This window comes from Pelagirhabdus alkalitolerans (genome assembly GCF_900096905.1).
Classification (GTDB): domain Bacteria; phylum Bacillota; class Bacilli; order Bacillales; family Amphibacillaceae; genus Pelagirhabdus; species Pelagirhabdus alkalitolerans.
The window spans coordinates 190,461-204,642 of record NZ_FMYI01000004.1 but is presented as its reverse complement, the minus strand read 5'-3'; the positions used below and the strand labels follow the sequence as shown (position 1 = coordinate 204,642).

The following is a 14,182-nucleotide window of genomic DNA, read 5'->3' as shown; positions in this document are numbered from 1 at the left end:
TATACATATGAAAATATTTATATATTTAAGTAGGTCTTTTCTATATCGTAGATCTTAGCTATTCTATTAAATTTCAGATAGTAAATTACTATGTGTTTTCAGAATTTTTAGAATTGGAGGGGATTTATGTGAGAAAAAAGGTATCAATTATTATGATTGCGACATTGCTTTTCGGGTTATTAAATCCTATATTTAGTGATTCAATTGTAGAAGCGAGTGAGAATGTAAGGTTAGATGTCACGCATAACTTGGAATATAGAAATGGGAACACTTCATCAACTGGTTTAAACAATGGCTTACAAATCGGAAGAGGGAGTGAGACCGCGCTTAAGTTTGATTTGTCTACTGTAGATGTTAACAGAATTAAAGATGTTGAATTAAGGGTTTATGTATCAGGTTCTGCACTTCCTCCGGGTGGTTCATCATTTATTAATGTTTGGGGTACTGATGATGATAATTGGGATGAAGGTTCTGCTTCCATCCCAGATAAGGAACAATTGCTTGTGGAACGCGATAATATCGGCTCTCTTGGAGATGTATTGTTCCAAGGAGAATCCGATTTAACCAATTTCATCAAGAGATCTGCTCAAGAAAACGAATTCGTTACGTTTGTTTTCTCAGGACATAACGATCTTTCTTTACACATCAGTCATCGTGATCGAGGTGATCGGGCACCGTATCTGAAAATCACCTATTATGAGCCGCCAACAGATATTTCTCTCACGAATCATGAAATAGAGGAATTTCAACCAAGTGGCACAGTTGTTGGGTCATTGAGTGCAGATGCAGATGATGATCAGATCTCTTATTCATTACAAAGTGGTGATGTTTCTGATTTTATCATTGAAGGAAATGAATTAAGGACGGCTTCTGAGTTCGATTACGAGGATCAATCCACCTATGATTTGACTATTAGAGCAATGGATTCATCTGGACAATATTATGATAAAAACTTTCAGATTGATGTTAACTATACGAGAAGTGCTGACTTAGAGAATTTGGAATTAAGTGAAGGTACATTAAATCCGGATTTTGATACGAATACCTTGAGCTATACAGCTCATGTTGAAAATGAAATGGATTCTGTTCAAGTGATACCGACATTAAGAGATACGACATCATCATTAGAAGTCAACGGCAGATCAGTTATAAGTGGAGAAGCGTCAGAAGGCCTCCCTCTGGAAGTTGGAGAAAATCCAATCACAATTGAGGTAACTGCTCAAAATGGGGATGAAAAAACCTATACGCTGACAGTTGACAGAGCCCCATCGAGTAATGCTGACTTGAGTAATCTACAAATAAGTGAGGGTGAGCTGGATCCTGAGTTCGATGCAGAAACAACCAACTATGAAGTCAGTGTAGGAAATAACACAGAGACTTTAGCGATTACGCCAACGGTAGATGATGAAACCGCGATAGTATCAGTAAATGGTAGCGAATTTCCAAGTGGTGAAGCATCAGAAAACTTACCTCTGGAAGTTGGAGAAAATGCAATCACGGTGGAAGTCACTGCTCAAAACGGGGATGAAAAAACCTATACGTTGACAGTCGATCGAGCGCCATCGAGTAATGCTGACTTGAGTAATCTACAAATAAGTGAGGGTGAGCTGGATCCGGACTTCGATACAGCCACAAGCGACTATGAAGTGAGTGTAGGAAATAACACAGAGACATTAGCCATTACGCCAACAGTGGATGATGAGACCGCGACGGTATCAGTGAATGGTAGTGAAGTTCCAAGTGGCGAAGCATCAGAAAGCATGGCTCTAGAAGTTGGAGAAAATCTAATAACGGTGGAAGTCACTGCTCAAAACGGGGATGAAAAAACCTATACGTTGACAGTCGATCGAGCCCCATCGAGTAATGCTGACTTGAGTAATCTACAAATAAGTGAGGGTGAGCTGGATCCGGACTTTGATACAGCCACAACCGACTATGAAGTGAGTGTAGGAAATAACACAGAGACATTAGCCATTACGCCAACAGTGGAGGATGAAACCGCGATAGTATCAGTAAATGGAAGCGAAATTCCAAGTGGTGAAGCATCAGAAAACTTACCTCTAGAAGTTGGAAAAAATCCAATCACGGTCGAAGTCACTGCTCAAAACGGGGATAAAAAAACCTATACGTTGACAGTCGATCGAGCCTCATCAAGTAATGCCGACTTAAGTTATTTGGATGTAAGTGAGGGAACACTTCAACCGGACTTCCAAAAAGACATGAAGGAATATAACATGTTGGTTAACTATGATGTAGACTACTTACAAGTAACAGCGTTCACTGACTCTGATGATGCTGAACTTAAGATTAATGGTCAAACTGCCCTCTCGGGAGAAGGAACTGATCGAATTTCTTTAGAAGCCGGAGCAGTAAATGAAGTAGATATTACAGTTATAGCGGAAGATTTGACAATCCAAAATTATCAAATCAATGTCACTCGATTACTTCAACGAAGTGTTGCAGCGATTGAAATAGATGGACAAACTGCAACCGTGAGTGATAGAGATATCATGATAATAGAGGAAAACGGGATCTTATCAATAGAACTACCTGAGGAAATTAATCACCTTCAATTAAGTGAAGATCAGATTGAATATTTAATCGCTCAAAATATAAACATTGAAATAATGAAACCAGGGATTAAAATGAGTCTCCCATCTTCAAACTTTAATACTGCACTTGCAGTAGAAATATCAATCGAAAAGATCGAGTCATCTGATTCAATTGATGATATTGAGCTATCAGCTGGGACTGTCTATCAATTCAGCATTGATCATGGTGGTCAAATATTAGATCAGTTTGACTATGGAGTTGAATTAGCTTTTGACATTTCAGATGAAGAAACGAATCCAGAATTATTAAACGTATACTATTGGAATGATGAATTACGTGACTGGGAGTATGTTGATGGAGAATATAATGATGGTAAAATTTTAGCAACAACGGAACACTTTAGTACATTTGGTGTATTTAATTCATCTGTTTTTCAAGAAGTGGATGAAGGTCAAGAAGTTGAAGAAGATAAAGATAAAGAAAGCACGTTACCACGAACAGCATCATCCACTTATAACTGGTTGGCTATAGGTGCTTTACTAATGTTAGCTGGCTTGTGTATGATTTTATATCGTCGATATAAAATCATGAAATGATATTAGCTATATCGTTATTAACTTAAAGAGATTGGAAGATGCTTCAATATTATTTATTATGGGGTGAAGTGTTTATAAGGAGACATTCTTCTATATTTTCATATAATAAGTTAAAGTGAGTCTGAGACAAAAGTAAATAAGTCAATGTAATAGCTGGACAAAAATAGTATTTTAACTGTTTTTGTCCGGCTATTTGTTTACATATTTCAGATTGCGATGTCCTTTTGATCGAATTATTCGTGTTTCAAGATATTCATTTTTGTTTTGTCTCAGACTCTTAGTTTTAGTAAAGAGAAAAAGTTAACTGTATGTTAATGAGAATCTTGTTGATTGTATCAAGTAAATATACGTAATATGATCAAATGTATAAAAATTCTCTAAAATTCTATCAAAATCATTGGCTAAGTATGGTAACATGTAGACATATCAACCAATAAAAGGCTGTGTTTATATGGATCGAAAAAGTAAATTAATGATTGTGTCATCAATGGTAATGGCTGTAGCTTTACTAGCCATTATATTTTATAGTAATCAGAGCGAAATTTCGTTTGTTCACGCAAGTGAGCTAGAGAATCGACAAGAGCGAACGCTTCATAGTGTTAGAAAACATCATGATCTTTTGCTCTTAGATAGTTTGACAGAAGATGTAGAGGACGAAGAAGAAGAGCTAGATGAATTCGAAGAAGATACTGACCCAATTGAGGAGGAACCGGTGGTTGAAGATGAGCCGGTTGATACAGCAACAGATGAGAATCAATCAACAACACAAGAGTCTTCTAGCAATTCGTCTTCACAAAGTAGTGGGTCAACTGAGTCAACAGATTCAAGTGGCAGTAGCTCGTCTTCAGGAAATGGTTCTGGATCGAGTGATAATGATTCAACTAACGGTTCGACCAACGATTCGTCTAATGATTCGACGACTGGAGAATCATCTGATAGAACAACAGAAGAAGAACCTACAGATAGTGATGAGTCTAATTCATCAGAAGATGAAGAAGATTCGGGTTCTATTGGTGATTCTTATCAAGGTGGATCATCAGAATCTGGAATCGATCCCGATGATTAAATAAGAGACGTTAACCCTTGAGTAGAGAAACTCACGGGTTTTTAATTTCACATTAACGTTATGAAGTACTTCTTAACGCAATGTATATTTTTTAGAATAATTGAAATTTTCATTAATTTTAAAATTTATGGTCCAGAACGGATGACAATTCATAGAATAGAAGGTATAATACACTTTATTCCGACTTATTCTATATGTTTTATAAGTCTTTTGCGGAGGGGGCCTACAATGATTGAGTTAAAGGGAATTCATAAAGTATATCAGAAGAAAAATACAGAAGTGCAAGCCTTAAAAGGTGTTGACTTATCAATTGATAAAGGAGATATCTTTGGCGTGATAGGATATAGTGGTGCAGGGAAGAGTACGCTTGTTCGTTTAGTGAACTATCTTGAAAGACCGAGTCAAGGTCAGGTGATCGTTGATGGCGCGTATTTGGGTAATCAATCACCACATGCACTCCGTCAAATAAAAAAGCAAATTGGAATGATTTTTCAGCATTTTAATTTGTTAGAATCGAAAACAATCTTTAAAAACGTGGCCATGCCACTGATATTAGCTAAAAAATCTAAACAGGAAATACGCTCACGTGTTTTGGAGCTATTACAATTTGTTGGGCTTGAGGATAAAGCATCAAATTACCCTAGTGAACTATCAGGGGGACAAAAGCAGCGTGTTGGTATCGCAAGAGCATTGGCATCAAACCCTAAAATATTGCTATGTGACGAAGCGACATCGGCCTTAGATCCTCAGACGACACAATCTATTCTTAGTTTACTGCAAAGAGTGAATAAAAAGTATGGGATTACGATTATGATTATTACACATGAAATGTCTGTTATTCAGAAAATATGTAATAAAGTAGCGGTGATGGAGGAAGGTCGTGTCATTGAAGAGGGTTCTGTTCTTGATGTGTTTGGTCATCCTGAGCATGAGACGTCACATAAATTTGTTCAAACAGTGATGAATACAGACATTCCAAGTCGAATTAAAGAGCAGTTAAGACAGCAAGGCACTCATTCATTGACAAAGCTTGAAATGGTAGGGGAGCATGCAACTCAACCTATTCTATCAACGCTCATACAACGTTTTGATTTAAAAGTTAGTGCTGTCTTTACTAATATGATAGACATTCAAAATACCACGTTAGCTATTTGGTATTTAGATATTCAAGGAGACACAAGAAATAAAGAACGTGCACTTTCTTATTTGAAACAGAATGATGTTTTAGTTAAGGAGGTGACAGTCTAATGTTTGATACCAGTATTACACTCGATCAATTTATAGAGGCGATAGGTGATACCTTGTATATGGTTGGAATGTCGCTTTTAATCGGTACGATCTTTGGCTCAATCTTAGGGATTGTGATTGTATTTACTCGACGTGGAGGGATTTTAGCCTTTCCAATGGTGTATAGCACATTGAATGTCATCATTAATATTATACGATCGGTGCCATTTATTATTTTAATGGTTTCGATTACCCCATTCACACGAGTGATTGCGGGGACATCAATTGGTACAAACGCTGCTATTGTACCTTTAATTATATTTATCACACCTTTTATAGCAAGACTTGTCGAGAATTCTCTATTAGAAGTAGGGTCAGGGATTGTAGAAGCAGCTGAGTCCATGGGGGCGACGCCACTTCAAATCATTTGGCATTTCATATTACCAGAGGCATTTGGCTCTCTAATTTTATCATTAGCTACGGCCACCATTTCACTGATCGGAGCTTCTGCAATGGCAGGCGCTGTCGGCGGCGGTGGTGTCGGTGACATTGCCATTCTGTATGGTTATCATCGGTATGATTCTTTTGCGATCATATCAACGATCATTGTTCTCATTATATTTGTTCAATTTATTCAATCGGCGGGTAATCATTTAGCGCGGTTAGTACGCCGAAGATAAAAGGAGGAACATCATGACTTATTCTAAGAAATCACGCTTTTACAATGTACTTGCACATGGCAAGAAAGAGCGGCACTTAGTAAGCGGTTGGCATCACTTTTTAGAGAAAGAACAGACAGCTTCAGACCTAGCTGAAGCCACAATCACATTTGCTAAACAATATGACTGGGATTGGATAAAAATAAACCCGAGAGCCACTTATTTAGCAGAAGCTTTCGGTAACGTTTATGATTTTAACGATTATAAATGGGTGTTTCCAAGACAGGTCAAACCGTTCATTCAAAATGGTGATGACTTAAACAAGGTAAAATATGTCAATGCATTGGAGTCTGAACCGTTAAAAGAACAACTTGATGCTGTCGAACAGATAAGAGCAGCATTAGACGATATGCCACTCGTTCAAACGGTCTTCTCACCTTTAACGATTTTAATGTTTTTAACCGGACATATTTCGTATGTCGACCAAACGATGTATGGGAGTGAGAACCCAATTGACTTTCACGAATTGCTTGTGAGTCATCGTCAAGATGTCCATCAAGCTCTACATGCCATTGCTCTTACAATGGCTGATTATGTAAAAGAACTAGAAAATCAAGGGGGCGATGGTCTGTTTTACGCGACCACAGGAACGACGCATCCTGATTTATTTACTGAATCACAATTTGATGAATTCTCTCGTCCTTATGACCATATCGTGTTGCAAGCGATCAAACCAGGCGGTCGAATTTTGCATACATGTGGATCATACGCGGATCCAGAACGATTTAATGATTACCCTGTAGAAGGTATTAGCTGGGATCCGGATGCTGAAGGAAATCCTGACTTAACAGTCAATTTGGATAAAGTTAAAGTAGCAGGGGTCGATCATCATATCTTTCACACAGAAGATCCAGAGCCGGTTCGAATTCAAGCGCAACAAGCTCTATACATGATGAAAGATCAACCATTCTTATTAGTGCCGAATTGTGCGGTATCACCTGATGCATCACATTCTACACTTAAAGCTTTAAGAGAGAGTATTAACAATTAGGGGGAAAAAAGATGAAGAAAAAACTATTTGCATTATTACTTGTGGCGGTGGCTATTTTAGCAGCGTGTTCGGGAGAAGAAGAAACTGAAACAATCACGGTTGGTTTTGGTGTTGGTACGTATGAAGAGCAGTTCAGAGAGGGTATATTACCTATTTTAGAAGAACAAGGTTATGAAGTCGATATAGAAGTCTTTTCACAAAATATGCAAGTGAATCCGGCGATGGATGAAGGGGCAATAGATGCCAGTGTATTCCAGAGTACGGCTTATATGGAAGGAATCAATGAAGAGTTAGGTATTGAAATGGAACGGTTAGCCTTTGCGCCGGGCGCTCCTCAATCCTTACACTCAGAAAATCATGATTCACTAGATGCAGTAGAGGATGGCACAACTGTCGCTCTTCCTAATGATCCTGTTAACCAAGAGCGTGCTGTACGTATTTTAGAAGACTTAGGTTGGGTAACAGTTGAAGAGGATGCAGGGACAACAGATTTTAACTTAAATAGTGTTTCACCGGATGAATATGAAATTGAGTTTGAAGTGTTGGATCCAGCACAAATACTTGTGTCATTAGAAGACGTTGATTACGGCATCATTAATGGAAATTACATTGCTGAAGCGGGTATGCGAATTGCAGATGGATTAGCCATTGAAGATACGCCAGAAGAGCACCGAATCATTGTGTCAGTGTTAGAAGTAGATTTAGATGAAGAATGGGCTCAAGACTTAAAAGCAGCATATGAATCAGAAGAATTTGAAGACTATATTACAGGTGAATCAAGATATGATGGTTTTGTTTTACCAGAAGCTTGGGATAACAATTAATTAAAGATTTAATTTAGCCAGTAGAGCTGATCAAGTGGCTCTACTGGTTTTTTAATTGATCCAGGAAAAGGAGTGTATGAAAATGAGGAATCACGTTCATTTTATCGGCGGTGGTCAGATGTCAGAAGCGATCATAAGAGCGCTTCTAAAAAATCGTGTCTTTAATTCAAACAATATAACTGTAACGGATCTCAATAAAGAAAGAGAACAGCACTTAACTGAAACGTATCAGGTCGTCACTGATCAAAAAGAGGAGGATGTATTGACTCAAGCCAATCTTATTGTAATTGGGGTTAGACCGCAAGACGATCTTAAAACAGTTTGTCAAACGATTTATGAGCATGCTTCTGATCAAGCGACGATTGTATCGATTGTAGCAGGGGTAACCATTGCACAATTTGAAGCATGGCTTGACAGTGATCGTGCTATTGCGCGTGTTATTCCTAATACGCTAACCGACACTGGTAGAGGTTATAGTGGTGTCGCTTTAAATGCATACGCTAATCAAGCTGACTTAGATCCTTTTTTAAACGGATTTGGAAAAGTGACGCATATTGATGAAGCGCTTATTGATGCGTTTACCGGTTATGGTGTAGCAGGCCCTAATTACATCTATTATTTTATTGAATCTTTAGTAGATGCAGGTGTTTTAGCGGGTCTTCCAAGAGATATGGCATGGGAAGTGGCTCTTGAAAACATGGTCGGGGCTGTTGAGATGCTTAACGAATCAGGTAAGCATCCACGACAACTGTTAGACATTAATAATTCACCTGCTGGTGTTGGGATGAACGGTCTTCATCAGCTAAACGCATCGGACTTTGCTGCTGGATTACAGCGTAGTGTACTGAAAGCTGTTGAACGTACGACAGAACTATCAAATCAAGAGGGTGATTGAAGTGGCTAAATTAGTTTGGGATCATACGGTTCATTATGTCAATGACTTAGAGGAAGCACGTCAGCATTTTGAACAACAAGGGATTACAGCTTTTCATGGTGGCTCACACAAGCAGTGGGGAACGCATAATGTTTTAAGTTATTTTGATTTAACCTATTTAGAATTTTTAGGTGTTGAAAACCGTGAGTTAGCTGAGTCGATAACGGACCCAAATCAAGTGGTAAAGGATGCAGTGGATTGGTTGCCAAGTGATGAGGGTTTAAGTCGAGTGGCATTAAGAACAAACGACATTGAAGCGGTTAGAAAACAATTGATTATGCATGGCATTAATGCTTCTCCTATTATGCCAGGTAAACGTTATAATGCACAAAATCAATTAATTGAATGGAAGATGATGACTATATCAGGTGATTTTCAAGGGTTAATTTATCCTTTTGTGATCGAATGGTCTGATCCTGACCCTGATCGATATAAAATGCTCAAAGAAAATGGTGTTATTTCAGAACATTCTCTAGGTCAGTTAACGATGTCTGAGGCGATCTACTTTGTACCTGATCCGGAAATGACGGTCAATCACTGGTCGACCATTTTTTCGATTGAGAAAACAAGTCCGACCTCTTTGAAGTTGGGTAATCAAACATTTATATTTAAGCAAGGGAAAGAAGCAGCACTAAAAGAACTCGTACTAGATGGTTCTGTAGATCAATTAATAGAAATGAACGGAGCGCGTTATCGAATTCGTTCAGAACATGACAATCATGATCATTCCTGAATACCCTTTAAAAGGTGAGTAGTCAAAGCTACTCACCTTTTTTAATGGGATATAAACGATTTCTTAAATATTGCATTATATAGAAGTCATGTCTATGCGATCGGTCAGTTTTCATTCATAGATTATTGATTATAAATAAAGTATTCTGATTTTTTTGATTTTTCTAGTATAATAAAGTGTAATTGAACATATGGATTAAAACCTTTAATAAAAGTTGGGAGTGATGGCTCCGATGAGTTTAGTGGCGAAAGATGTATTGAAATTACCGGTTTTTGCGAATGCGAAGGTTAAAGTAGGAGAAGCGTATCTAGATGAGAATGTCATTGAATGGGTTTCCGTTATTGAGGCACCTGTTGAAAATTTTGTTCGTAAAAATGAATTTGTTTTGACAACCGGTATTGGATGCAAAGATGATACGCAAGCTTTAACAACGTTTGTGAAGGATGTCATTCAGTCTGGAGCATCTGTTTTAGCGTTTGCTACAGGTCGATATATTTATAACCTACCTGATTCAATTTTTAAATTGGCTAGTGAGGCCAATTTAATTATATTGGATATCCCGTGGGAAGTTCGGTTTGGTGATGTCGTTGCAAGTATTATGGGAGAAATCACAACCGATAAACAAGATCAACGAGAAGAAGCTGAGGTTGTCCGCCAACAGTTGGTTAATTGTGTGCTAAATGATAAAGGGATTGAAGACATTGTCCAAGTGCTGTATAAATATGTTCAGCTATCTGTCTGTATAACGAATCAACATTTTGTGATGCGTGGTCGTAAGTTTTTTTCTGAAGAATGGATCGAACCCTTTCAATTAGGTTCTGAAGGTGAGAAGGTTGTTCATCAAGGTGAACAATTAGTCGTTGCGCATCCTGTTTATTATTTGTTAGAAGCTTATCACATAGATAATCAAATCATCTACCGATTGCCGATTATTAATAATCATAAAACACAAGGTTACTTATTTGTTCAAGCGGCAGAACCTAGTCAACTATCTTGGTTTGTGATGAATGTGCTAGAGCATACCCTTACTGCATCAGCATTGTATTTCGTCAAAGAAAATGCGATTGAGTTAACTGAGGTACGTTTGAAAGATAATTTTGTCTTACAATTAGCTAAACAAAAACAAAAGCTAGATAGTCAATTGATTGCAAAAGCGGATTTGTTGGGTTATGACTTAATGCGAGATTACGTTTGTTTGGTTGGTGATATTTATTATCACGATTCTATTAAACAATATGATAATGATCGACCAGATAATTCGTCGTTACAGAGTCAAAATTACGCGATCCAAAAAGAAATTACGTACGCAGGTACATTATTTGGTGTGAAGACGATGACGACTTTCGAGGATGGGAAAGTCATTACGTTTCTAGAAGCGCCAGCTGATCATTATATGGAAATTGCCAAGCAGTTTTTGGATAAAGTCGATCGCCGCCTCAGTGCGTTATTAAAAGGTATAGTGATGTCTTGGGGAATGGCTGCAACCTCTCAAGAAGAAACACCCTTTTATTCATCTTATCAAAAAGCTAAAATTGCGCTTGATATTGGGATCGAACGGGAAGGTAACGGAAAACGGACATCGTATGATGACACCAAAGTGGAGCGCCTATTAATGACATTTTCACAGCAACCGGATGTGTATAAAGTGATCGGACAAACATTAAAGGATTTGTTGGCTTATGATGAAAAAAGACAGACAGATCTCGTGTATACATTTGAGGTGTACAGTCAATTTAAAGGAAATGTCAGTCAAACAGCGCGTGCTCTAAATTTACATCGTCAGTCGTTAATGCATCGCCTGCGAAATATTGAATCCTTAACGAATTTGTCTTTGGATAAATCAGATGATGTTTTTTTATTAGAGTTAAGTGTTCGATTATGGAAGTTGAGACAATTAAATACTGAAGAAAGAAATACATAATACTACATCGTTTAGGTGTAGTATTTTTTGTTTGAAAAAGTATCCCGCACAATCTGTAAGAAAGAAAAAATATAACTTCATACAATTTGAACATTATATAAAAACCATGAACGCTTTAGAATAATAAGAAATATATAAATATTCTGAAAATTAAAGGAAGAAGGGTGAGTTCAGATGCTACCATTTGATCGAATTGAGTATCAAAATCGGATCAAGAAAACGAAAGAAGAGATGAATGAGCGAGGAATTGAAGTATTGTTAATCAGTGATCCAGCGAATATGTATTATTTAACGGGCTATGATGCATGGTCATTTTATGTGCATCAGATGTTAATTCTTACTATAGATCAGGATCAACCAATTTGGGTTGGGCGCTACATGGATGCCAATGGGGTGAAGGCAACGACTTGGTTACATGATCAAAATATCATAGCGTATCCCGATCATTATGTCCAATCAGATCACGATCACCCAATGGACTTCATTGCAGCATTTTTAATACAGAGCGGGCAAGGGAATCGACGGATTGGCGTGGAAATGGATCATTATTACTTTTCAGCAAAGGCCTATCAGTCTTTAGTTCGAGGCTTGCCAAACGCTCAGATAAAAGATGGGGATTTGATTGTCAATCACGTGCGAATGATTAAATCAAACCAAGAAATTGAGTATATGAAATATGCTGCAAAAATAGCTGAACAATCCATGTTTCGTGGTGTCGAAATGATTCGTACCGGTGTTAGAGAATGTGATGCTGCAGCAACGATGTATTACAACATGATTAGCGGAACGAAAGAGCACGGTGGTGATTATCCATCGATTGTGCCATTAATGCCATCAGGAGAAAATACAGGAAACCCTCACCTGACGTGGTCAGACCGAACCTATGAGGAAGGTGAAGCAGCGATTGTTGAATTAGCAGGCTGTTATAAACGCTATCACTCACCACTAGCACGGACTGTTTCAATCGGTAAGCCGTCTCGACAATTACAAGAATTAGAACCGATTGTACTTGAAGGGATCGATCAAGTCCTGCAGACAGCAAAACCTGGTATGACATGTGGTGAAGTCGAGGCCGTATGGCGTCGTTCAATTGCAAAGTACGGGTTTCATAAAGAAGCTCGCATCGGCTATTCAGTCGGCTTGAATTATCCGCCTGACTGGGGTGAACACACAGCAAGTTTACGCCAAGGTGATCAAACCGTTTTACAACCGAATATGACGTTTCATTTTATACCTGCATTGTGGTTTGATCAGCATGGCATTGAAATTAGTGAGTCGATTCGAGTAACTGAAAATGGTATTGAAACGTTGGCGAACTATCCAAGAGAATTAATTGTTCAAGATCCATTCCCTATCACACAACATGCGGGAATGATGAGCTAAATAGTCAAACAGTTTGAGGAGGAATGATGATGGAACAAGCGAAGATGGGAACGCGAGCGATTTGGTCTGGAGAAGCGGAACAATTAGCATTTGGTGCGACACAAGTACCGGTTGTACACAGTGTGTCATTTGGTTATGACGATATGGATGAATGGTATGATGTGGCAATCGGTAAAAAACCAGGTCATATATATGGACGAAACACAAACCCAACCGTGCAAGCTTTTGAAGCGAAAATTAAAGATTTAGAAGGAGCTGATGCAGCAACGAGTTTCTCAACGGGCATGGCTGCCATAAGTAATACGCTCGGTACACTTTTGGTTCCGGGTGAACGAATTGTTTCGATTAAAGATACGTACGGTGGTACAAATAAGATTTTCACAGAATTTTTGCCTCGATTAGAAGTTGACGTTGAACTTTGTGAAACAGGTGATCATGAGGCAATTGAAAAAGAGGTGGCTAAAGGGTGTAAAGTCTTATATCTAGAGACGCCGACAAACCCGACTGTAAAGGTTACGGATATTAAACGAATGGCTCGAGCAGGAAAGGAGGCTGGTGCGATCGTCATTGTCGATAATACGTTTGCTACACCGATTAATCAAAACCCATTAGCATTAGGTGCTGACTTAGTGATTCACAGTGCAACAAAATATTTAGGTGGGCATGCGGATGCGTTGGGTGGAGCCGTTTGTGGCTCGGAAGAATTAGTTGAATCGATTTATCACTATCGAGAAATTAATGGTGCGACAATGGATCCTATGTCAGCCTACTTGCTATTGCGAGGGATGAAAACCTTAAAGTTAAGAGTTGATAAGCAATGTGAAAATGCAATGATCATTGCAAACTATTTGCAAACAATTGATGCCGTTGAGGGAGTCTATTATCCAGGGTTAGAAGATCATCCGGGTCATGATATTGCGACTGAACAAGTGAAACAATATGGTGGAATGTTAAGTTTTTCAGTTAAAGGGGGTGTTGAAACGATTCGTCACCTATTACCGAAATTTAAATATGCCAATCGTGCGGCAAATTTAGGTTCAGTTGAGACCATTATTGGCCCTTCAAGAACAACAAGTCATGTGGAGTGTACGCCAGAAGAGCGAGCAGCGATGGGTATTCCAGAAGGATTGATTCGCTATTCAGCAGGGATTGAGGATGTAGAAGACTTGTTAAACGATTTAGAGCAAGCTTTTCAATCCTTACCAACGGACATTTTTGTAACAGCATAGTCGTTG

Annotated in this window: 11 protein-coding genes; all 11 read left to right on the top strand. The window is 38.4% G+C overall.

The features are described 5' to 3' along the window. Window positions 1-128 precede the first annotated feature (128 nt). The 11 genes from BLR62_RS07105 (at window position 129) to BLR62_RS07055 (ending at window position 14,176) form a co-directional block, all read left to right on the top strand. Window positions 129-3,149, top strand: a complete 3,021-nt coding sequence (locus tag BLR62_RS07105; protein WP_090795226.1) for a cadherin-like beta sandwich domain-containing protein — start codon at window positions 129-131, stop codon at window positions 3,147-3,149. Between the two features lie 451 nt (window positions 3,150-3,600). Continuing rightward, window positions 3,601-4,215: a hypothetical protein gene (locus BLR62_RS07100; protein ID WP_090795223.1), complete on the top strand. Its 615-nt coding sequence runs from the start codon at window positions 3,601-3,603 to the stop codon at window positions 4,213-4,215. 228 nt (window positions 4,216-4,443) lie between these two features. Further along, window positions 4,444-5,463 carry a methionine ABC transporter ATP-binding protein gene (locus BLR62_RS07095; RefSeq protein ID WP_090795221.1) on the top strand — a complete coding sequence of 340 codons (1,020 nt, stop codon included), beginning with the start codon at window positions 4,444-4,446 and terminating at the stop codon, window positions 5,461-5,463. After that, window positions 5,463-6,122 carry a methionine ABC transporter permease gene (locus BLR62_RS07090; protein WP_090795218.1) on the top strand — a complete coding sequence of 220 codons (660 nt, stop codon included), beginning with the start codon at window positions 5,463-5,465 and terminating at the stop codon, window positions 6,120-6,122. Before BLR62_RS07095 ends, BLR62_RS07090 begins: the two co-directional genes overlap by 1 nt. Before the next feature lie 13 nt (window positions 6,123-6,135). Next, complete coding sequence (locus tag BLR62_RS07085; RefSeq protein ID WP_090795217.1) at window positions 6,136-7,152, top strand: uroporphyrinogen decarboxylase family protein; 1,017 nt, start codon at window positions 6,136-6,138, stop codon at window positions 7,150-7,152. Between the two features lie 11 nt (window positions 7,153-7,163). Next, window positions 7,164-7,976 carry a MetQ/NlpA family ABC transporter substrate-binding protein gene (locus tag BLR62_RS07080; protein ID WP_090795214.1) on the top strand — a complete coding sequence of 271 codons (813 nt, stop codon included), beginning with the start codon at window positions 7,164-7,166 and terminating at the stop codon, window positions 7,974-7,976. A gap of 82 nt (window positions 7,977-8,058) precedes the next feature. After that, window positions 8,059-8,871: a pyrroline-5-carboxylate reductase gene (gene proC, locus BLR62_RS07075; RefSeq protein ID WP_090795212.1), complete on the top strand. Its 813-nt coding sequence runs from the start codon at window positions 8,059-8,061 to the stop codon at window positions 8,869-8,871. 1 nt (window position 8,872) lies between these two features. After that, window positions 8,873-9,643, top strand: coding sequence for a VOC family protein (locus BLR62_RS07070; protein ID WP_090795210.1), 771 nt, complete (start codon window positions 8,873-8,875; stop codon window positions 9,641-9,643). 232 nt (window positions 9,644-9,875) lie between these two features. After that, window positions 9,876-11,564 carry a PucR family transcriptional regulator gene (locus tag BLR62_RS07065; protein WP_090795208.1) on the top strand — a complete coding sequence of 563 codons (1,689 nt, stop codon included), beginning with the start codon at window positions 9,876-9,878 and terminating at the stop codon, window positions 11,562-11,564. Window positions 11,565-11,738: 174 nt separating this feature from the next. Beyond that, on the top strand, window positions 11,739-12,947 hold the full coding sequence (locus tag BLR62_RS07060) for a M24 family metallopeptidase (protein ID WP_090795205.1): 1,209 nt from the start codon (window positions 11,739-11,741) through the stop codon (window positions 12,945-12,947). Between the two features lie 29 nt (window positions 12,948-12,976). Further along, window positions 12,977-14,176 carry a cystathionine gamma-synthase family protein gene (locus tag BLR62_RS07055; RefSeq protein ID WP_176759248.1) on the top strand — a complete coding sequence of 400 codons (1,200 nt, stop codon included), beginning with the start codon at window positions 12,977-12,979 and terminating at the stop codon, window positions 14,174-14,176. Window positions 14,177-14,182: the final 6 nt, after the last annotated feature.

Excerpts from the sequence above, each read along its gene's own strand:
- BLR62_RS07100 (WP_090795223.1), top strand. The coding sequence starts at position 3,601 with ATGGATCGAAAAAGTAAATTAATGATTGTGTCATCAATGGTAATGGCT.
- BLR62_RS07095 (WP_090795221.1), top strand. The coding sequence starts at position 4,444 with ATGATTGAGTTAAAGGGAATTCATAAAGTATATCAGAAGAAAAATACA.
- BLR62_RS07060 (WP_090795205.1), top strand. The coding sequence starts at position 11,739 with ATGCTACCATTTGATCGAATTGAGTATCAAAATCGGATCAAGAAAACG.
- BLR62_RS07085 (WP_090795217.1), top strand. The coding sequence starts at position 6,136 with ATGACTTATTCTAAGAAATCACGCTTTTACAATGTACTTGCACATGGC.
- proC (WP_090795212.1), top strand. The coding sequence starts at position 8,059 with ATGAGGAATCACGTTCATTTTATCGGCGGTGGTCAGATGTCAGAAGCG.
- BLR62_RS07080 (WP_090795214.1), top strand. The coding sequence starts at position 7,164 with ATGAAGAAAAAACTATTTGCATTATTACTTGTGGCGGTGGCTATTTTA.
- BLR62_RS07065 (WP_090795208.1), top strand. The coding sequence starts at position 9,876 with ATGAGTTTAGTGGCGAAAGATGTATTGAAATTACCGGTTTTTGCGAAT.
- BLR62_RS07055 (WP_176759248.1), top strand. The coding sequence starts at position 12,977 with ATGGAACAAGCGAAGATGGGAACGCGAGCGATTTGGTCTGGAGAAGCG.
- BLR62_RS07090 (WP_090795218.1), top strand. The coding sequence starts at position 5,463 with ATGTTTGATACCAGTATTACACTCGATCAATTTATAGAGGCGATAGGT.